This is a genomic window from Flavobacterium sp. YO12 (assembly GCF_004119495.1).
Lineage (GTDB): Bacteria > Bacteroidota > Bacteroidia > Flavobacteriales > Flavobacteriaceae > Flavobacterium.
In genome coordinates, this window is sequence record NZ_NRQU01000075.1 from 1 (window position 1) to 19,536 (window position 19,536).

The window sequence follows — 19,536 nt, forward strand, 5'->3', positions numbered from 1 at the left end:
AATATCGTGTTTTCTAATCTTTAATCAAACCACAACCTAAAACCAAAAAGTTTACTTCTCCATTGTAATATCGTGTTTTCTAATCTTTAATCAAACCACAACTCAACAAACCAAACTTCATCAACGCATAAAATATCGTGTTTTCTAATCTTTAATCAAACCACAACTGCGCTTTGCGGTATCTTTCAACCGCCCTAATATCGTGTTTTCTAATCTTTAATCAAACCACAACGGTTGATGTCATCCGTGTAATTCTTCTTATAATATCGTGTTTTCTAATCTTTAATCAAACCACAACTCATATTAACTTAACACGTAATTAAACAAAATATCGTGTTTTCTAATCTTTAATCAAACCACAACAAAGCTGTATTTTTTGAAAATGCGGATTCGAATATCGTGTTTTCTAATCTTTAATCAAACCACAACATTGTCTTTTAGGATTAAATCGATATTTTAATATCATATTTTCTAATCTTTAATCAAACCACAACTGCTTTCATCGCATTCCTGCTGGGCGAATGCCATACCTTTTCGTTGTGGTTTGGATGTTTAAGATTTGAATTATGTCAAAGAACTATTATCAAAATCTTGTCTTCCGATAATGGTAATAATCTCTATCTTTTCATCTCCTTTGATTTGATAGTATTTACACCATTTTTTAAAGTAAAATTATATTTTTGAAATTTTTCCTGAAACTGAAATTCTTACTTTTATTGGATTGTGAGTTAACCAACCTCCTATCCCTTCTCCATAACCTGTGATTCTTCTGTAAAATGGCAAAAAATTATTTTGAATTGACGCTTGCGAACCTTGTCGAAATTCATAGAACTTAGATGACAATTTCTGTACTCGATATAAATGTTCTTTTAGTAAATCAAAATCAGGGTTTTTCCAATTAATTTCATCTTCATTTACCCCCAATAAAAACATATCATTAATATGCAAAGTGGTAATTATTTTACTTCCATCTGCTGGCAATTGATAAGTTGGAAATCCTTTTCTTTTTCTTTCTACAACAGTCCAAAATGTAACTACTTCTTCTTTTAAATTCCCTTTTTCATCTTTATAAATAAGTACATGATGATTATTTCTAGGGTTTACCCATTGATTTATATTGTCTTTTAATTTTTCAGCTCCACTAATATTTTCTTTCATTCTGACTTTTAAAATTGGAACTGGACTACCATTTTTATTTGGCAGGAAAATTTGTGGTTGTTTAACTCCTTTTTCATCAACATTGAAAAAAGTATTAGCAGGAATGGTACCTTTTACGAATCCGCCCAGTTCCTGAATCTTTTTATGAATTAATTTTTTAACAACTTCATCAACCACTTTTTCTAATTGTTTCTCAGTTGTTAAACTATCAATTGATTTCCTAACATGAAATGCTTCATCCCCATTAAAATTTCGTTTACCAAAAACAGTTTCCTTATGCAATTGCCCTCGTGCTGCAACTCCCTTATTTATATATGTCTTTCCGTTTTTCTCCACTTTAGTATATCGAGTTGTAATATCATTAGAAATACGTTTATGCGAAATCAATATTTTATCAATTGCTTTCTCAGCATCAAATCGGAAAGTTTCCCAAGGCATAGGAAAATCTTTTAAATCATAATTTCTATTGTAACGGTTCCATTTTGACAATTCCTGTAAATAACTTGTCTTCCCACATGCCATAACCAAAGCATCAATAGCATGATGACGATGATCTTCCCGAGTTTTAGCATTTTCATCATTCAAAACCGTATTCAAACCCCATTTTTGACGTAAATTGGCTGTCATTTGACCTGGAGAAACATTTACCTTTTCACATATTTGTTTTAAATAAGACGATGCTTCTTTACTTATAAATCGTGTATCATTTAATTGTCTTGAAGAAAAATCATCATCAAATTTTTGCTGTACAAATCGCCTGAATTTTTGATAGGCATTGGGATACTCTTTAGTATCAGAAAACAATTTTAAAGCACGTTCTTTTCTAGCAATCCAATCCAGCTCATCGTTTCCATAAAATTCAAAAGGTGTTTTGTCTCCTTTTCGTCTATTTTCATCCGCATAGCACAATGTTTTATTATTGAAACTATCGTTTAACGAACGACTCCAAGGATGGATATGCTCTATTTGTATTTCTCCTGTAAAAAGTTTTGTAACTGGAATTACAACACCTGTATAAGGACAAGTCTGCTTGCATTCCTCCCAAAGCTTAAATCTTAGAATGTTATCATGAGAAACTCTTACATACTTTTCTACTTCCTTTTTTACCCTGTCATTTTCTCTCTCCAATCGTTTTTGATCTTTGCGTATCTTATTTCGCTGCGATTTTGATATTTTCAGGTCACGGGCCATTTCTACTTTTATTTCGTCAAGCTGCCCATGCTCTTCGATTAATTCATTGACCAATTTTCGTAATTCGAATAAAGCTGTAATTACAATTGGATTTCTAATAGCTTGAATATCCTTATCTGCCTGTTTCCCAGTTGGCAGTTTTCGTAATAATGCTACCTTATCAATTGCAGCAGAATGATGGTAAAGTTTTTTTAATTGTTTGTCATTAAATTCAAATTCTTTACGTAATAAATCCTTAATTGTATCTATAAATCCTCCTGAAATTTTAGACCTAACTATACCTTCAACATTATCAATCAAATCTAGTTGTTTTAGATTGTTTTCTACCGTGTCATTTTGCCATTTATCATCAAAAGCATTTTTAATTCCGCCCATAACAACTGCAATATCATAGGTATACCCTTGCTGCAAAAAAGGCAAAATATTTCCAATAGCTTTTCGACTCAAACTAGTATAGCCGTCTTTTACATTAAACCTTGAAATTGCAATTGCTTGTTCTTCACTAAAATTCCAATTCTTAACAGCATATTCTTTTAGGTTTGATTTACTATCAAAAAAATACAGAACATGCCAAATATCTTCTTGCTCTTTATCTGAAAAATCAAACCATCTTTTGCCAAAGAATTTCTTATTGGATAAATTAGAGATAGTATGTGTACCAGCAATTTTATCATCGTCTTTGTAATTAAACTTGAATTCCGCACTTTCTTTCCCAATAGCTTTTCGGAGTTTTTTAAATTCAATTTTATCGAATGAAAGCAATTGCTCAACTAGTTTGGCTTTTTCTTCTTCAGATATTTTCTTCCCATTATATTCGACTGTATTAACCCATTGCCAAATTCTAAACATTTCTACAGGAATAGCACTTATAGGGCATTTAGTTTTTGAAAGTTCAAAAGAACAGTTTCCAACTAAATGCTTTTGAGAACGCAAAGGTCTTTGATGAAATAAAATGCCGTCTTCTGTGTAATTATCTTGTTTTCTACCCCCTAAAATTGTTTTTAAATCATAATTTAAAACCGAATGAAATTCTGACTGTTTATGCCAAATCATTTCAAATTCGTCAATATACATTCTACGAGTTGTATATCTGTTTCTGATTCTTTCTAGTCCATCTTGAAAAGGCTGATTTTCTTTTGGATAAATCTCATATAAATATGAACCCAATGTTTTTCCTTCGATACTTTCTAAAGTATAATCAATTCCTATTTTTCCTTCTTTAGCATTTCCTTTAAAAATAGCTCCATCATCGCTTCCTCCTTTTCTACTATTACTTAAAAATCCTCTTCTTTGAATTAGATGATAAAAAATTCTACCTATTTCTTCCAAAGATAATTTCTCCTTCAATGCTTTTTGACGCAATTCATAAGGATTCATAGCAAACCAAGTTGCTAATTTTTCATTAGGGAACTGTTTAGTTTGTTTCCAATCTTCAAAATCTTTGGTGTTTATTGGACACATATTATTTTCAGAAAGTGATTTTAGTAACACTTTCTTTCTTAGCCTTCGTCTAAAAAACTGACGTCGAACTCCTCTTGCTCCTGTTCGACTTGCATTCTTAGACATTTCGTTATCGCCATCACCAAGATTTTCAACCCCCATTGGAAAAATTCTACTTCCAATCCCTAAAATTTTATTTAATTTATCGTCAATTAATGCCCAACCTATCGAGTTAGTTCCTAAATCTAATCCTAAAATCTTTGTCATATTTCTTAAATTTAATCTGCACGGAATTTACTATAAAAAAAATTAAGACAATTACGGTTTTTCTTTTTCTATAATAATACTTTTTATATATATTTGTAACTGATTAAAATTTCTAATCTTTAATCTTATCACAATAAGGCTATATGCCGTAGATAAAAATCTTTAGTCCTGCTTCGGTGGGACTTTTTTTATTCAAATTATTAATAAACTTCTACGTTTTAAACAAGAAAAGCTATCCCTATAACAGACTGCAAAACAGGCAAGCTGGTCACCAGACAAAATCAAAATACCAGCGTCAAGTTTTTGGGATGCTCACATTATCCTAACTGCAATCAGACCTATAAGAACCTAGAAATTTTATATGATCAATTCCTATGCTCCAGCTGCAAAAGTCGTTTTATGGTTAAGAGAGCAGGAACATATGGCAATTTTTTACGGTGCAGAAATTACCCTAGCTGCAGAAATACAATAAATTTAAATTAACTGCTAAATTTGTCCTAACCTAGGCAAATTATCTGCTGTACCATAGTTTAAGAACGCTAAATCATCTTCCCATTCAAATAAACCCTTTTTCCAACCAAATCCGCTTCGCCGGCCAAAACAAAAAACTAAAAACTAAAAACAATCTAACTAACTATAAACGGCACTAAATTACTAAAATCAAACCCTTAGCTGCCGAGGTTTCAATCCCAAGGCCTCCCTCTTTAAAATTAGAAACAATTAAATTATTCATAGAAATAGTCATACTGATATTATTCGTAACGCATTTGTTGATTGCTGTTCTGCTGGCACCAAGAATTGTTTTATTCCTCAGCTTAAATGAGCACTTTTTCATTGAGTATTGATAACCTTTTTCTTTTTGGAGGCCATAATGGATCAAAAAGCAGGTACACATAAGCCGGCTTTTTCAATATAATACCAATATAAACTGTAAACTTAACTTCCTATTTGGTTAAAAATTGTTCAGATAATACTGATAAATTCCTGCTAAATATTATCAATTTCGGGTGTAGCTGCAGATTTTTTTCCAACATTTGCAGTAATTAATAATAAACAAATTTTTATGACAAGAGGAATTTTAATAGGCGAAATAGTGGACAGCTTAAGCATCCTTAACAATCAAATTAGTCTCAGATGTTCTTTAGGCTTTACAGATCTAAACAAGGTCAGTGAAGATTTTTTTGCTAAGCTTCTTAATAGAATTTACAATTACAGCCTTATTAATTTGAATGAAAATCGAAGCAATGAGCCTGGTCTAGATATTGGAGATGAAAGCAATTCTATTGCCTACCAAGTCACATCACAGGTCGACAGCTCTAAAATTACCAGTACTTTAGAAAAATAACTGATGCGCAGAGACAGAAGTTTAAACTTATAAGAGTGCTGATAATCGGTGATAAACAAAAGACTTATACCGCAATTAAGCAGGATTTAATAGATAAATTCAGCTACAAAAAAAGCGGTAAGCCGGAACCAGAAGATTTTATAGAATTTAATATTTCAGACACCAAAACGCTCCTTCGTGATATCATTTCTTTAGACTTTAAGGATATCCATGCAATTTATAATTTTATCAAAGAGGAAATTCAAAGTGTAGTAATAGAACTTGAGGTTTCAAGAACTAATGGAAGTTATCCCACCTCTCTTTTGACACATAGAGAAATTAGCCCTGAAACTAGAGCAATTAATGCGCAAAAAATATTACGAGAAGAGGAGTTTTCAGAACTTACATTAGAAAAAATTAATGGCTATTTCAGTCAGCTTGCAGCTATTACACGAGTAACAAGAGAAATATATTTCTTCATAATTGATGAAGGGGAGTATAATAGTGACACTTTTTGCATCTATCAGGATGAAGCTATCAGAAAACTGAATATCAATCCGAAAAAATTACGAGAAGAATTAACAATATTAGAAAGAAAAAATTTAATATATAGTGTGGACGAAGAAGATCCTAAAATTATTCTAAAAATAATCGAACCAGACATTGCCTTTATGTTATCTTATATAAAAGAAAACTTGGATTTGCATAAAATAATTGTAAATCTCGATTTTACAAAGTTAGATATTTACGCACCCAAGAATCAACTATAAAAATTAGATTCAAAAAACCATAAAATCATTAAATGTGCTTTGTTTAAAATATATTTATGGAAGTAAAAGAGCTGCTTAGCACAGCTCTTTTTTAGATTTTCTGTAATTGTTAAATCAAAAACCAATCACCTCTTCTTCTTCACCACCAGATGCTTCAGCGCAGGATCATGCAGCAGCCTGTCCATCTCTGTATAGATGATCTCTTGCACATCTCTTTTGATCTGCGTAAAATTCTGCTGGATCATACCGTTATCGAGCTTTCTTACAGGCGGTATTTCTTTGTATCCCTGATCCTCTTTCCGCAATGTCTCATCGTCGTTTACGATTGAACAATGAAAAATCTTAAGCTCAATCTTAGAGTCCGGGTTGTCGGCTACCATCCCCACAAATTCCCCTGAACTCAATGAAAAAATCTTCGATGGAGGCACAGCTGAATCGAGCTGTCTGGAATGGCTTATCGGAGTATCGGAACTGTTTATTGACAAGCTCTCCCTGTCCTGCATGATCTTACCGAAACGCTCCGTTTGGCATCTGACCATCATGAAAAAGCCATTAGTCGTCCTCAAAAAAACTCTGAAAAGGAGCCTTTACAATCCGTATTTATCCCCTTTCCAGTAATGAATTTTATCCGTAACTATGCTTTCTGTAAAAGGAGTTATATATTCCTTACTCAATCGCTTTCATTTTTTTCGAATTTTAAAAAGAACTTAGCGATTGGCAGAACTTATAAATTGATAAATTAAAACAAATGTGCTTTAAAATTATAGCTGTCCAGCCGGGAAGCGGCATCAAGGACGATTATCTTAAAAATTTAAAAAAAGGCGAAATTTATTATCTGGATTCTGACTATACGATTCAGGAAAATGAGATCAACCACGCCGCCACGTATCCCGCTGATTTTTTTAATAAAAAAGCAGGGCTGAATATTGAAATTTCTGCAATTGTAGGGAGAAACGGTTCGGGCAAAAGTTCTCTGATTGATCTGCTCATTATGGGAATCAACAACATTTTTCATTTTTACAAAGCGGCAGAAAAAAAAAGAGACTACCACTATACCAAAAAACTCGACGGACTTTCCCTTTGCATCTATTACAGGTTAGCAGAGAGATTGATCAAGATCGACATACAGGATGAGGGCCTGCTTCTTTATAAATACTGCTACGATGAAGATTCACAGGCTTACAAGCAGAATCCTGTATCAATTGAACTTAACCTAGCTTCTATCGAAAATTTATTCTTCTATACAGAAGTCATAAATTATTCCCTATACAGCTTCAATTCCCAAACAAAAGACTATGGGTGGGTCAAGCACATTTTCCATAAAAATGATGGCTATCAGACTCCAATCGTCCTTAATCCGTTTCGAAAAAACGGCAATATCGACATAGACACTGAAAACTTCCTTTCCAGCCAAAGATTCCTCGCCAATATTTTTAGACCGGGATCCAAAAAGCAGTTGACTAACAACCTGTCGCTAAATAAGGTGTCGCTCAAGCTGAGAGAACCGATAAATCTATCCAAAATAGAATATAATGAGGCCTACTATGATCTGTCAGAAAATAATGTCGAGGATGTGTTTAAAAAGATCTCCTATTATTTCGGCGTTACCGAAGAGTCCAATCTGGCTCCAGAGCTTCTCAAGAAATCCAAGGAATATCTAGTTTACAAACTCGCTAATATTGCCCTTAAATATCAGGAATACAATTCCTACTTCACCACCAAAAAACGGGATAAAGAGAGCTCCACTACCATAGAAGATATGATCAAGAATTATCCTCACCATATCTTAACTTTTAAAAATTTAGATGCTTTCCTGATCAAACTGCCCGACGATACAAGCCACATCACCTTAAAGCTGAGACAGACCATTAATTTTATAAGGCACAATAACCTTTTGATAAATGCCCAAAATGAAATTGAAATCGGCTCAGCCTACAGGGATAAAGGTCTGATATCCGATGATTACCTGCCTTTTCTGCCGCCTCCCATCTATAGGGTTTTTATAAAATTAAAGGAAAAAACAAGCCAGAAGGAAGTTGATTTCATCAGCCTGAGTTCAGGTGAAAAACAGCTGATCTATTCGCTCAACAGCCTCTATTACCATCTGATCAATCTGGATTCGGTCACTAAAGTGAAGGACAAGTATAAAATCGCCTATCAAAATATCAATGTAATTCTCGATGAAATAGAACTTTACTTTCATCCCGAATACCAGCGCAAATACATTATGGAGCTCTTAAACGGGATTTCAAATCTAAAATTCAGACAGATCAAATCAATCAATTTTATCCTGGCCACGCACTCCCCTTTCATACTGTCAGACCTGCCCTCCGCCTGTGTCTTAAAGCTACAGGACGGAGCACCTTATGCCTCTGAAAAAGGAAGTACTTTCGGCGCCAATATCTATGATATGCTGAAAGATAGCTTCTTTCTGGAAAACGGCTTCATAGGAGATTTTGCACAGGAAAAAATTGGAAGCCTGCTGAAATATCTGCAGAGCAAAAATGGCGTTGATAAAGAATGGAATGCTCAGAAAGCCTTAAAGGTCATCGAATTTATTGGGGAGCCCTTAATCAGGGAAAGGCTGCAATTTTTATATGATAAAAAATTTCTGAAAAGGGCTGAAATTGAACAAAAAATACTAAAGCTACAACAGCAGCTGCAAAATACTAATTTATGATAGCAATCGGCGACTACAGAACAGTTGAATTTCTTAGAAAGGAAGAAGTAAAAACAAGGCTTAAAACCCTAAATAAAAATATCATCCACGCGTTGGACAAAATAGATCTGAAGGAGCTTAAAGAAGATGAGCTTGCATTCCTGAAGGACCTGCGCAGTTTCTATACTACAGACGGCTTCTGCTTCTTCTCCCTGAGGCCTGAAAACATAATAGGCGATCTCAATGCCTGTCCCACTTCCAGACTTAAGGATTCCATTTTTGACGCGCTGAACTACAAGTCCAGAAGAACGGACCTGCTGCCGGAATATTTCCATCATTTGGGAATCAAGGCCTGCATCTACTGCAACAGCCAGTCCGCTTTAACTTTTGAAAAAGAAGATGGCGAGTTTAAGTCGCTGCTGCAGGCCGACCACAGTCATCCTAAGGACAAATATCCTTATCTAGCTGTATCCTTATTCAATTTATATCCCTGCTGCTCTTCCTGCAACCTGCATAAAAGCAGCAATGAAATTGTTTTTGATTTATATTCGAATGAAAAGCATGAAAGCAGAATCCGATTCAGCCTGACTGACGAATCTTTAATCAGATTCACTGTGGAAAGGGACTACCGGAAAATTCAATTCCAAGTCGAAGGCGATAAGAATTTTATAGCTAAATTTCACTTAAATGAAATCTATGATGCGCATCAGGATATTGCCGAAGAACTTGTGGTAAAAGCTTTAGCGTATAACAGCGCCTATAAAAATGAGTTAAAAAAATTAGGCATTACCGACGAGGACATAAAAAGGCATCTGGTAGGAAACTATACCAATGACCATGAAATGTTTAAAAGGCCTCTCTCCAAGTTCATGGCAGATATTGCTCGAGACCTTAAAATGATTTAAAAATCAGCATATAAATTCACATATCAATGCCTTTTTTATTAAGCAGAATAGCCATATTATTGTAAAGCAAAGAAACCAGTAAGGCTTCAAGGTCCGAAAGCAGCAATCTAGCCTGACGATACCGGATGCTATTGCGGTTTTCTAAAAAAATAAGAGATTGATTCTGCCTTAAACAAGCGGTTACTCTTTTGATTTCCATCTGATAAAAATTACTTGCAGTATGCTAATAGGTCTTATAAAATGGTTTGACAGCCAGAAGGGTTTTGGAGTAATTGTGACGCCTGATAAAGGAGAGTTTTTTATCCAAGGCAAAGATTTTGAAAACCAGCCTGAAAAAATACTTACAGGAATGCCGTTGGCTTTTCTGCCCAACTATGACAGGGCCAAAAGAACTGCCCAGAAAATCCGACTGGCAGGATTAGCCGAAGACTGGAAGACCATTATGCAGCACTTAGGGAAAAACGACACCATCAATCTTGAAGTGAAAGTGACCGGCAGCAGCAGATGGGGAAATCCCTACAGCAGAAAAGAAACTCGGGAAGCAAGCCTAATGGGCCTCTCTCTAAAATATTTTTTCAGGGACAAAACCGATCTTGAAATCATAAATCAGATTATTTCCTTTTTTGACAATGGACTGCGCACCGAGCACTTCATTGCATACTGCGAGCTTATTGAAAGCAAATCGGCCCTAAATATGCCACCTCAGAATATGGCCGCTGTATTAAGCATCGCATTTGACTATTTTGGGAAAAATCTCAACGAAGAAATGCTTTTCGCTGTCTGGAAGCAGAAAAAATTCAAATACCTAGCGCGCACCGATAAGGATGACTACGAGATCCCTGAAGAGCTGCTTGTATCAAAAAGCTCCGAAATCGGGATTCCTGAACTTGACCGTATTTTAAACTACAGCTACGGCGCGGCATTCTGCTCTGATTTTATAAATGATAAACTCAACAGCATTTATAGTCTAACGTCTTCTAAAATAAAAGGCGTTTACGATTATCTGGATTTTTTGGTTCCAGATTACAAGGAAAAAATAAGACGTCAGCTTGATGCCCTGTATATTGAAAAATCTGCAGCTGAGCTGGTTCAGCAGGCGGAAAAGCTTCAAACCATAAGAAACGCAGAGGATTTTAAGTCCTACAGCCTACTTTTAGACCGTATTCCAAAAGAATTGAATGATGGGGAAAAAACATCAGTAAAGTATGCCATTGAAAGCATCATCATACAGAAATGCTCGGAAGAATATAAACCAGAACTCTGGATTAAGGGATTTGAGATAGAGCCCTCATTGGAAGTCATTGCCGGAATTTTTCTAAGCGAAGCCGCCCTCACGGAAAAACGCACAGCAGTTTTATCCAAACTAGACACTGATAAACAGTTTGAACTGCTTAAGCTTTATGCCGAAGCTTTCGATTTTGAAAAGGCCTTTAAATTAATCCAGTCATTTATCAGACAGGAAAATGATCTTGCCTATTATTTTGAGCTTTCTCCAATTCTTTTCGACAGCACATTCTGGAATGGCAAAAAGGGACAGGAACTCATCTCGCTTTTTAACGGGTATTTTGAGGAGCAAAGCGATGAAGAGCAGCGATATGATATGTTTTTTAGAGGCTTTTACACTGAGGTTCCGATCGAGTTGGTCTACCACAATATTGCCGGAATTGAAAAGGATAAACTCGAAAAGATACTGCAGAGCTCTTCTGCAGAAAAAAGTTCTGCAGAAGAGATTCTTCTATTAAAAGCGGCGGCTGGGGGATATCTCAATCTATACTGGCTCTATGATCTGGCTTCGCAGTATCTGAACGATCAATATTTTTCTTCATTTGACAGCGCAGTATTTCAAGCCGCTCCCCAGTCTGAATATTTCAAGGTATGGGAGACAGGACAAGCTAAAATATTTCCTGCTCAAAGTATCAATGCAATCCTTGACGACCAGTTTAGAAACTATTCCCGCATAGATTCCTGGATTGTAGGCAATGCAGTATCATCAAAAGAAATAGAAGATTATCTTTTATTGTATTTGAACAGCCAGGAAAATGTAACCGACCGTAAGATATTCTTGAGGCATCTCAACCATATAAAATATCTCGCCAATTCGGACAAAGCGGCTTTGGAGGCGGTCAAGCTCATTGGCAGCGGATTCTATAATATGCTTTTATGGTCTATCGATAAAATCGAGGAACTTGATTTTGAACAGCTAAGTCAAAAATTCATCTATTTTGCTCCAGATACGCAGGTTCGGATACTGCGCAAATTGTTTTTCCTTAAAACCCAGGGAAAATTTGATCTAACCATCGAAAAATTAAATGCCCTTAACAGATTTGATTACGATCTGTACAAAACCGCTCTGGATTCCAGTAGTGCCATTACGATAGACGTGTCAACCGATGCCGTCATCAAAGCCTTGTCCCTTTACAGCGAAAAAAAGCGGTTTATAGCTGAAAGCGAACTGATGGCGATACTTCTCGAAGATCTGAAACTGGATCAGACCATACGCTTCAAATTTTCAGAATATTTTGAAAAGTGCGGCGGCAGGCAGACTGCAGAATTCAACTGGTCAAGGGAAGGCGAAATACAAAAAGTATTATTCGGAGACGATAAACACTATTTTGCCGTGAGCTTTTCTCCTGGCGAAACAAAATGGGAAAGCAGCCGCTTCGGCGGCAGGGAAGTCTATTACCCCAATGCTAATTTTGAGGATTTGAAGCAAGCGGTCAAAAAAATTCCAGGAGCAAAATGGAATCCGACGGCAAAACATTGGGGAGTGCCAGCACAATATGAGACAGAAGTATTGGAATTTGCAAGACAGGAGCGCTTTTTCTTAAATTTTCAGGGCAGCACCTATACCAATAATATTCATCTGGCAGAATTTAAGAGAAGAGATATTCCCTCCGGAATTTCATTCTGCGAGGGCAGAGCTTCAAACAGACAACATGAAATGTTTAAAAAGGATTTCTGGTGGTGTGGCGGCCAGCCCTGCTTCAGCAAATGCGAAACAATCCATAAACCTGCTGAATGGGAACAATACACGCTGCTCGATTTCTGCGAAATACTGGAATTAGACACAGATGAAGTAAATAAAATAGGAGATGTAATTCCTAAAGGGCACCTGTATCAATTTAACGCTTTGATCAACCGCTTCAACAGACTGCTTGACCATCTATACTGCAAGAACTGCAGCCATATGCTGCATCCTTCCGATTTTGGAACCAGCCATTTCGCCGCGCATTCTCTGGTGAGATTTACATGCAGAAATGAAAAATGCTCCAATAACCAGGAAATCTATCTCAACCACTGCCTGAATGGAAAGTGCAACTGCGTCATTGACAGCAGGGTGTCCAAAAAATGCGGCAACGGCCTATTTATCTGCAGCACCTGCGGCAGCTGCTGTTCCCACGCAATGCTCCAAAGGCGGTTATCAAGCTTAGAACTGGCGGGAGGCTATATACATCATAATTTAGTGAAAGCTGTAAACGAAAAGCTGGGGCACCTGGAAAAAGCCAACTATTTCTGCTATAAATGTGGCAACGAAATGGCAGAGACCGCCAGTGAAGTTTTTCAATGCAAAGACTGCAGGGTAGCCTATAAAACGGGGCAATATAATATCAAAAGACCTCACATCCGCCTAAAAGCATCCAGAACTGCCGCAGATCCAGACCAAAATAGCAGTGAAAACAATGACAGTTCAGGCATGATTTTATAAGCGTCCGTAAATTTAATTCTCTGCCAGAAAATAGATCCAGCAGTCTTGCAAATCAAGATTGGAACGGTCTTAAATATTCCGTATTTTTAATCTGCGTCAGGATATTCCTTTTCTTCATAATATAAAACCTGCATAGAGGTAAACCAGCCCAGATCTGAAATTATGCTGTCATACAGTCTTGCCGTCTCAGCGGGAATAGGTGGGAAAGCCTGGAACATCCCGAACTTGTGCTGTTTTACCCCATCTGTTGCAGCGATGCAGATTATTTCCTTTTCCCTGTATGCGGTTTTATACGCGTATAAAGCCATGGCCAGCTGGATAAAACTATCCGTTTCCTCTTCCGGCACATCTGCAGGATAATAAATCAGCAAATGGCCAATGCCATTGTAGGCGGAATACCTGCGGGCAAAAGTATCTGGTTCCCCTTCATGCTTTTTCACCAGATCAAACAGAGATTTAGTAAGCATCCTTCTTTCGGTCCTGCCCAGATTCATCAGTTCTCTGGCCAATGTTTCACCCTCAGGAAGATGCAGTATATCCCTTTTAACCATCTTGTCTATAAAATAGCTGATTTCATCCGCCTTTCTTTTGCGCAGCAGCTGCTCGCTCTTTTCATATTTATTCCATGAACCGGAAAGATTCATTTGAATCTCCTTAACATGTTCTGCCTTGTAATTCATCTTAAAGCTACGTTTGTTCATAAGAAATTCAGCCAGCAGATCCTTTTCCGTACAGTTAATTGTAATGTTTTTTCCCGAAGCAAGCAGTTTTTCTCTCTCATCAAGATAGCCAATGAAATCCTTGATGGTATCAAGCTCTTCCATAATGGCTTCAAAGGTATCCTTATTTAGTATGCTAATGAATCCTTTCCTATCATCCTGATCGCTGAATTCATAGTGCTCAAACTGTTCTCCCACATTGACCGTGAGTCTATATATTTTTGAAAACTGGCCCGGATTAAATGGTTCAGGATCACGGTCGGGATGCTTGATATGGATCTGTCGGGAAGAACCGAACAATTTTCGAAATGCGCCATTAAGCTGGTTGGAAGATTTTTCCACGACCCTTTTTTTATAGCGCTCATAATTTCCGTCAAAACTATGGTTCTTGACCGAAAAAATGATTGCCGCTTCTCTGAATAGGATCAATAGGTCGCAGATTTCTTTTTTGTCCCCGTTCAAATCCTTAGGATTTGGATAGCACCAGTATTTCAGATAGGAACCATATGCAAGTTCATTCACATATTCTTCTCCTGCATCGCCTTTAAATTCGTGTTTCATATCTATATTATTTTTTTTTAAACAAAGATATTTTTTTAAACTCCCACTACTTAAAACACTTATAAATAATGATATCTATTTACATTCATACCGAAGGAAAAGAGCCGTAAAAAATTAAAATTGAATTGCAACAACTTTTTTATCATTCTCTCTGACAATGTTAAAAAAAGAATTTGAGTATAACAAAAAAAAGCGCCTATAAGGCACCTTCATCCGTGCCTGCAATACCTCGGGAGGACGCCTGGTAAACGCCAAGCACCCTGTTGGACTGGTTGAGCAGCATAACTTTGAACTGCTCGATGTATTCGATCTTGTCGGGATCCCAGCAGTCCATCAGGATCGTATAGGCGGATTTGGAGGAAGTGATCTTAGGTCTGTCGGCGCTCTTCACTTTTGTTCTATAAATCAGGTCTATTTCCGGTCGTAAATATTTAATTAAGATAGTCTAAAATTTGCTGATACAGCTAATTGAAATGTCCAAGAAGTTACATGATTACAATTATCTTTGATTGCAATTCTAAAACAGTTACTTCATTAAGCCCAATTAATGGTAATTTTCTAAATATTGAAAAAATAATTGATATGATTAATTACGTTTTTGAATATGAAAGAAATCCAGTATTAATAGAAATAATTACATAATTCTTCTCTTAAAACACAATACTCATCTTTACTGGTGCTTTTGATCTAGATGCGGATTCTCTTCATCGTCAACAAATTTACCTTAAATCATCTAAAATCTATTTTTAAAAATAGACGTTTTTAGTTTTGTGGCAAAATCGTGGCACATGGATATTTTGCAAACTATAAATCCAGCAAAATCAATATCTTAGAAGCTCAGGTTCAAAACTGTATTACGCTGTAAATTATCTTTTTTTTTTAGGCTCGAGCCCACTCTATCTCAAAGCTAGAGCTTCATAAAATTCTGAAAATTTTGTTTTTATTTTCTACTTTTCAATTGATTTTGTCACAAAACAAATTGTATTATCTGCCTATTTATTGTTGTTTAACTAAAACTAAAAATCGGTTTATTTCTTTTTTCAAAACTAACAAAAATGAATATTATAAGGTCTTTGTTATCCAAAATACTAATCCTGCAGACAGTTCATTTTAAATTGAATTTACACTTTTGATAAGCAGAAAAATTCGGAAAATAATCTAAAGCTGTTTTTTTTTGTACTTTTAGTATTTTTAAAATCCATTTTTAAATTCTCAGATTCTATTACGTTGGATTTTAAACTATTATTTTTTTTTAATATGAGAACGAAAGTCACTATTATATTATTTTTTGTTTTACAAAATATGTTTTCACAAGAAATCAAAAATGAACATAATAGTAATTTCTTTATTGGATATATTTACTCAAACACTGATTGTTTACCAATTGAAAAAGCAAACATAAGAATATCTGCAAAAAATAAGCTGAGCTATTCTACGACAGACAGGGACGGAAAATTTGAATTGTCAAGTAATTATGGCAATGCAGTTGATTTCATAGAGGTTTCCTCTATGGGTTTTAAAAAAGTTATTAAAAGTACTATTTCAGATACTATTTACTTAGAAAATGAAACAAATCAATTGTCCGAAATCATTATTAATTCAAAGCCTCATGTTAAGCAACAGCTTTCTTTTTTTGAAAAACTAAACACTTTTGAGGTTAATTTCAGCTGGGATTCTAAAGCTGCAGTTTACATTCCAAGAAATAATGAGAATAAAGAAATAAAAAATCTTTTGTTTGCTGTTTCTGATTATGGAGGTGTTAAAAATTTGAAATTTTTACCATTTAAAGTAAATCTATATACGGTCGATAGTTTAGGAAGGCCATATAAACCGATATTAGATAAAGACATACCGGTAATTAAACAAAATAATGATGATTTAACAAAAGTTGACATCTCTAAATATAAGATTACAATTCCAAACAGCGGTATTTTTGTTGCTTTTATAATTTTAGAAGAAAAAGAGTATTCAACACACTTTATTTATTCTAAGAGAGGATTGATCTCTGCTGTTCCCGCATTAAAAGCATATAAATACAATGATGCCTATATACGAAAATCATATCTCTTCAATAAATGTGACTATCCAGAAAAATGTAATATTTGGCTTCCTCAAAACAGGCATTATTTGATTGATGTTGAGTTCTAGCTGCACGGCAAAAAAAATTCCAGCTCAATACATAGATCATTTAAATTGTCTCCCCCCCTTCACCGGTCACAATAAAAAACATAAAAAGTCCGAGAAAAAAAAGAAAATCAAAAACTAACTAACTAACTAACTAACTAACTAACTAACTAACTAACTAACTAACTAACTAACTAACTAACTAACTTTTTAATAGTCTCCTCCATTTAATAAACAAACATTCCCAGTCCTCTTCCCCTTGCCAGCCAAAATCATGCTGGAAACAATCTTTAAAAAAGCTTAACTTTCAAATTGTAAAATCCAAAAATAAATCTTTAAGATAGCATTAAAAACAGCTAAACTTCTGCTGGAACAGATTGTACATCTGTTGAGTCTTTTCAGATGGGTTCTGAGCGTCAAATTCTTTCTTTCAATATGTTTTTTTTTCCAAAACGCTTTACAGAATGAATTTTCTCATTAATCAGATACTTGTAGTTTTTTAATCTGTCTGTAAATATCTTTTTAGCTTCTGATAATTTAAGGGTTTCCAAAACACGATTCAGAGTTTTATTGGTTCGTTTGCCTACATTAAAACACACCACATTTTTAGAATTCTTTTCCAAAGCATAAACCAGCCAGATATATTTTTTTCTTGTGTTTGATATAAATACATAGTTCATCTACTTCATAGATTTTGCCTCTGCTGATAATTGGTCTGATTATATTTCTCGCAATGGAGACAATTCTTTTCAATAATGTTGTGACTGATATTTCCATTATTCTTGCAGTGCTTCTTATTCCCAACCCCTCTTTGGTTAATTGAACAATCTTTTCATTAATATCTAATTTGCAAGCTTGATTTGTATAATCTTCTATAAAACGGTGAGAGCGCATTTTACAATAGTACTGCTATTTATTATTTTTTGTTCTCCCATTTTTAATAACCTTTTGCTCTTTACATTTTGGACAATTCATACCATCACTAACTTTGAAACACTATGTCGCATTTTTACTCATTTTAGCTCATTTAAGGCAATATTAAAACAAAAAAGATGAGCATTACTGCTCATCTTTAAATTATTTATCCTTAAAATTTATTCAATTTCAGAAGGTTAAAATTTCAAAATCTCATATCACTAACTTTGAAACACTACCAAAATTTCATGCACCCTGCCTTAAAAAATAGACCGTCAGCCCAAAAAGAACTGTTGAAAACAATGAATATAATTTGTACACAAGAAGCGAGAACATTGGATTTTTTGTTTTTAGATCCTCCTTCGTTTTACTATCCAATTTTGAATACCATAAAAAATTAAATGCCAGCAAACCTAAGCAGCCCCCTATCATAGCATATAAATAATATATCAATTCCAAATCAAGCAGTTTGCATATCAAACATAAAACAGTATTCAGATTCACAGACTGCACAAATGACACATGCATAAATATATCCACTACCGGATCTTTTTCATACTTCTTTAATTGATTATATCTAGAAACTGCATAACCAAGCCAAAATTCTTTATAAGCATTCATTCCGCAAATTGTTTTAAAAATATTTATTGTTCCAATACCATCCATTAGAGATACCACGGTAAATTATACTCTTTTTTGAAAACAAAATCTGACCAGTCCGGCATATCAACTTTTACTTCTTTTGAATGAATTGTTCCATTTACATCAAGCTTATTTATTGGATTTATGATCCCAATGCCGACATTACCGTTTTCAAAAGTCCAATTTGCATATCCCGAACCAGTAGAAAATGAACTGGTGAAATTAATCCTTTGCGAATTAGAAGTTGTTATATGCTGAAATAAAGCCCTGCTATTTGCAGTTCCATCATATGTAAAAAACGAAAATGCTTGTGTTTCAAATGAAGCATTATTTAGCAAAACAAAATCGGGTAAAATAACAAAATACTAACTGATTAATTTTACGGCTTTCCACATTTTAAAAGATTCTTTCACATATAATCTTAGATGTAAAGCGTTGACATTAATAATTATCGTTATAAATTTGAAATAGTACCTCTTTTGAGATGGTACTGACAGTATGGAGTTGCCTCCAATTTTACCACAAAAAATTAAGGAGGTTTTTAAATATATTCCACCAGTCTAAGCTTTGTTTCAGAATCATGAAAAATAGTATTTTTGAGACTTAGAAACTCAGCAAAACTAAGATCTAAGAAGCTTAGGTTCGAAACTGTATTACCACCTTTTTGTCAACACCTTTTGAAGTTATTATTGAAAAAGTGAAAACTGAAACATAAAATGAATTCAACTTTTTAGCCCCGATTGCTTCGCCAGTTCGCTTCGCTCGTGTGCAGTGGAAATCCTTTTGTGTCGGTGTTTGGCACAAAAGATTGGAACGTATAGCGGGAAAAGCTCCAAAAAAATATACTTAAACAGCTTCTATAATTAATCAGCATTTTCAGTCGCACGAAATTGAGCGGTGCTGCACAAAAAACTCTAACTAACTAACTAACTAACTAACTAACTAACTAACTAACTAACTAACTAACTAACTAACTAACTAACTAACTAACTAACTAACTAACTAACTAACTAACTAACTAACTAACTAACTAACTAACTAACTAACTAACTAACTAACTAACTAACTAACTAACTAACTAACTAACTAACTAACTAACTAACTAACTAACTAACTAACTAACTAACTAACTAACTAACTAACTAACTAACTAAC

The 19,536-nt window shown here is 34.8% G+C and carries 15 protein-coding genes and 1 CRISPR repeat array; of the genes, 7 read left to right on the plus strand and 8 right to left on the minus strand.

The features are described 5' to 3' along the window. Positions 1-494: a CRISPR direct-repeat array (repeat unit 36 nt; unit sequence AATATCGTGTTTTCTAATCTTTAATCAAACCACAAC). Between the two features lie 178 nt (positions 495-672). Continuing rightward, a complete protein-coding gene (gene cas9, locus BOW55_RS18150) occupies positions 673-4,056 on the minus strand; it encodes a type II CRISPR RNA-guided endonuclease Cas9 (RefSeq protein WP_129025608.1) in 3,384 nt (1,127 codons plus the stop codon). Positions 4,057-4,296: 240 nt separating this feature from the next. Here cas9 and BOW55_RS21690 point away from each other — a divergent pair, with 240 nt between their 5' ends. From BOW55_RS21690 to BOW55_RS18170, 3 genes are all read left to right on the plus strand, one after another. Further along, positions 4,297-4,539, plus strand: coding sequence for a topoisomerase DNA-binding C4 zinc finger domain-containing protein (locus BOW55_RS21690; protein ID WP_371414539.1), 243 nt, complete (start codon positions 4,297-4,299; stop codon positions 4,537-4,539). 580 nt (positions 4,540-5,119) lie between these two features. Beyond that, the gene (locus BOW55_RS18165) at positions 5,120-5,401 is read left to right on the plus strand and encodes an SMEK domain-containing protein (protein WP_129025615.1); all 282 of its coding nucleotides are present in this window, start codon (positions 5,120-5,122) and stop codon (positions 5,399-5,401) included. Between the two features lie 35 nt (positions 5,402-5,436). Then, positions 5,437-6,150, plus strand: a complete 714-nt coding sequence (locus tag BOW55_RS18170; RefSeq protein ID WP_129025618.1) for a hypothetical protein — start codon at positions 5,437-5,439, stop codon at positions 6,148-6,150. 125 nt (positions 6,151-6,275) lie between these two features. Here BOW55_RS18170 and BOW55_RS18175 read toward each other — a convergent pair whose 3' ends face one another. Further along, positions 6,276-6,692 (minus strand): hypothetical protein, encoded by a 417-nt coding sequence (locus BOW55_RS18175; protein ID WP_206733623.1) that lies wholly within the window; start codon positions 6,690-6,692, stop codon positions 6,276-6,278. A 206-nt stretch (positions 6,693-6,898) separates the two neighbouring features. Here BOW55_RS18175 and BOW55_RS18180 point away from each other — a divergent pair, with 206 nt between their 5' ends. The 3 genes from BOW55_RS18180 (at position 6,899) to BOW55_RS18190 (ending at position 13,420) form a co-directional block, all read left to right on the plus strand. Beyond that, positions 6,899-8,830: an AAA family ATPase gene (locus tag BOW55_RS18180; protein WP_129025621.1), complete on the plus strand. Its 1,932-nt coding sequence runs from the start codon at positions 6,899-6,901 to the stop codon at positions 8,828-8,830. Beyond that, on the plus strand, positions 8,827-9,714 hold the full coding sequence (locus BOW55_RS18185) for a hypothetical protein (protein WP_129025624.1): 888 nt from the start codon (positions 8,827-8,829) through the stop codon (positions 9,712-9,714). Before BOW55_RS18180 ends, BOW55_RS18185 begins: the two co-directional genes overlap by 4 nt. A 220-nt stretch (positions 9,715-9,934) precedes the next feature. Further along, positions 9,935-13,420, plus strand: coding sequence for a cold-shock protein (locus tag BOW55_RS18190; protein WP_129025626.1), 3,486 nt, complete (start codon positions 9,935-9,937; stop codon positions 13,418-13,420). Positions 13,421-13,506: 86 nt separating this feature from the next. Here BOW55_RS18190 and BOW55_RS18195 read toward each other — a convergent pair whose 3' ends face one another. Next, positions 13,507-14,700 (minus strand): hypothetical protein, encoded by a 1,194-nt coding sequence (locus BOW55_RS18195; RefSeq protein ID WP_129025628.1) that lies wholly within the window; start codon positions 14,698-14,700, stop codon positions 13,507-13,509. Positions 14,701-16,002: 1,302 nt separating this feature from the next. On the opposite strand from BOW55_RS18195, the gene BOW55_RS18205 reads away from it, so the two are divergent. Then, on the plus strand, positions 16,003-16,848 hold the full coding sequence (locus BOW55_RS18205; RefSeq protein ID WP_129025631.1) for a hypothetical protein: 846 nt from the start codon (positions 16,003-16,005) through the stop codon (positions 16,846-16,848). Positions 16,849-17,124: 276 nt separating this feature from the next. On the opposite strand, the gene BOW55_RS21575 is transcribed toward BOW55_RS18205, so the two are convergent. The 5 genes from BOW55_RS21575 to BOW55_RS18220 all read right to left on the minus strand — a co-directional run bounded on the left by BOW55_RS21575 (position 17,125) and on the right by BOW55_RS18220 (position 18,719). Further along, the gene (locus BOW55_RS21575) at positions 17,125-17,244 is read right to left on the minus strand and encodes a hypothetical protein (RefSeq protein WP_371414537.1); all 120 of its coding nucleotides are present in this window, start codon (positions 17,242-17,244) and stop codon (positions 17,125-17,127) included. Beyond that, positions 17,241-17,504: an IS1 family transposase gene (locus BOW55_RS21440; RefSeq protein ID WP_256371706.1), complete on the minus strand. Its 264-nt coding sequence runs from the start codon at positions 17,502-17,504 to the stop codon at positions 17,241-17,243. The genes BOW55_RS21575 and BOW55_RS21440 overlap by 4 nt, the downstream gene beginning before the upstream one ends. Continuing rightward, positions 17,431-17,718: an IS1-like element transposase gene (locus BOW55_RS21695; RefSeq protein WP_371414538.1), complete on the minus strand. Its 288-nt coding sequence runs from the start codon at positions 17,716-17,718 to the stop codon at positions 17,431-17,433. Before BOW55_RS21695 ends, BOW55_RS21440 begins: the two co-directional genes overlap by 74 nt. Positions 17,719-17,985: 267 nt before the next feature. Further along, positions 17,986-18,405, minus strand: a complete 420-nt coding sequence (locus tag BOW55_RS18215) for a hypothetical protein (protein ID WP_129025635.1) — start codon at positions 18,403-18,405, stop codon at positions 17,986-17,988. Then, positions 18,405-18,719: a hypothetical protein gene (locus tag BOW55_RS18220; protein WP_129025637.1), complete on the minus strand. Its 315-nt coding sequence runs from the start codon at positions 18,717-18,719 to the stop codon at positions 18,405-18,407. The genes BOW55_RS18215 and BOW55_RS18220 overlap by 1 nt, the downstream gene beginning before the upstream one ends. Between the last annotated feature and the right edge of the window lie 817 nt (positions 18,720-19,536).

What these genes read in the sequence shown, in the direction of transcription:
- BOW55_RS21695 (WP_371414538.1), bottom strand. Translation starts at nt 17,718, where the DNA reads ATGCGCTCTCACCGTTTTATAGAAGATTATACAAATCAAGCTTGCAAA.
- BOW55_RS21440 (WP_256371706.1), bottom strand. Translation starts at nt 17,504, where the DNA reads ATGAACTATGTATTTATATCAAACACAAGAAAAAAATATATCTGGCTG.
- cas9 (WP_129025608.1), bottom strand. Translation starts at nt 4,056, where the DNA reads ATGACAAAGATTTTAGGATTAGATTTAGGAACTAACTCGATAGGTTGG.
- BOW55_RS18165 (WP_129025615.1), top strand. Translation starts at nt 5,120, where the DNA reads ATGACAAGAGGAATTTTAATAGGCGAAATAGTGGACAGCTTAAGCATC.
- BOW55_RS18175 (WP_206733623.1), bottom strand. Translation starts at nt 6,692, where the DNA reads ATGATGGTCAGATGCCAAACGGAGCGTTTCGGTAAGATCATGCAGGAC.
- BOW55_RS18180 (WP_129025621.1), top strand. Translation starts at nt 6,899, where the DNA reads ATGTGCTTTAAAATTATAGCTGTCCAGCCGGGAAGCGGCATCAAGGAC.
- BOW55_RS18205 (WP_129025631.1), top strand. Translation starts at nt 16,003, where the DNA reads ATGTTTTCACAAGAAATCAAAAATGAACATAATAGTAATTTCTTTATT.
- BOW55_RS18190 (WP_129025626.1), top strand. Translation starts at nt 9,935, where the DNA reads ATGCTAATAGGTCTTATAAAATGGTTTGACAGCCAGAAGGGTTTTGGA.
- BOW55_RS18215 (WP_129025635.1), bottom strand. Translation starts at nt 18,405, where the DNA reads ATGGATGGTATTGGAACAATAAATATTTTTAAAACAATTTGCGGAATG.
- BOW55_RS18195 (WP_129025628.1), bottom strand. Translation starts at nt 14,700, where the DNA reads ATGAAACACGAATTTAAAGGCGATGCAGGAGAAGAATATGTGAATGAA.
- BOW55_RS18185 (WP_129025624.1), top strand. Translation starts at nt 8,827, where the DNA reads ATGATAGCAATCGGCGACTACAGAACAGTTGAATTTCTTAGAAAGGAA.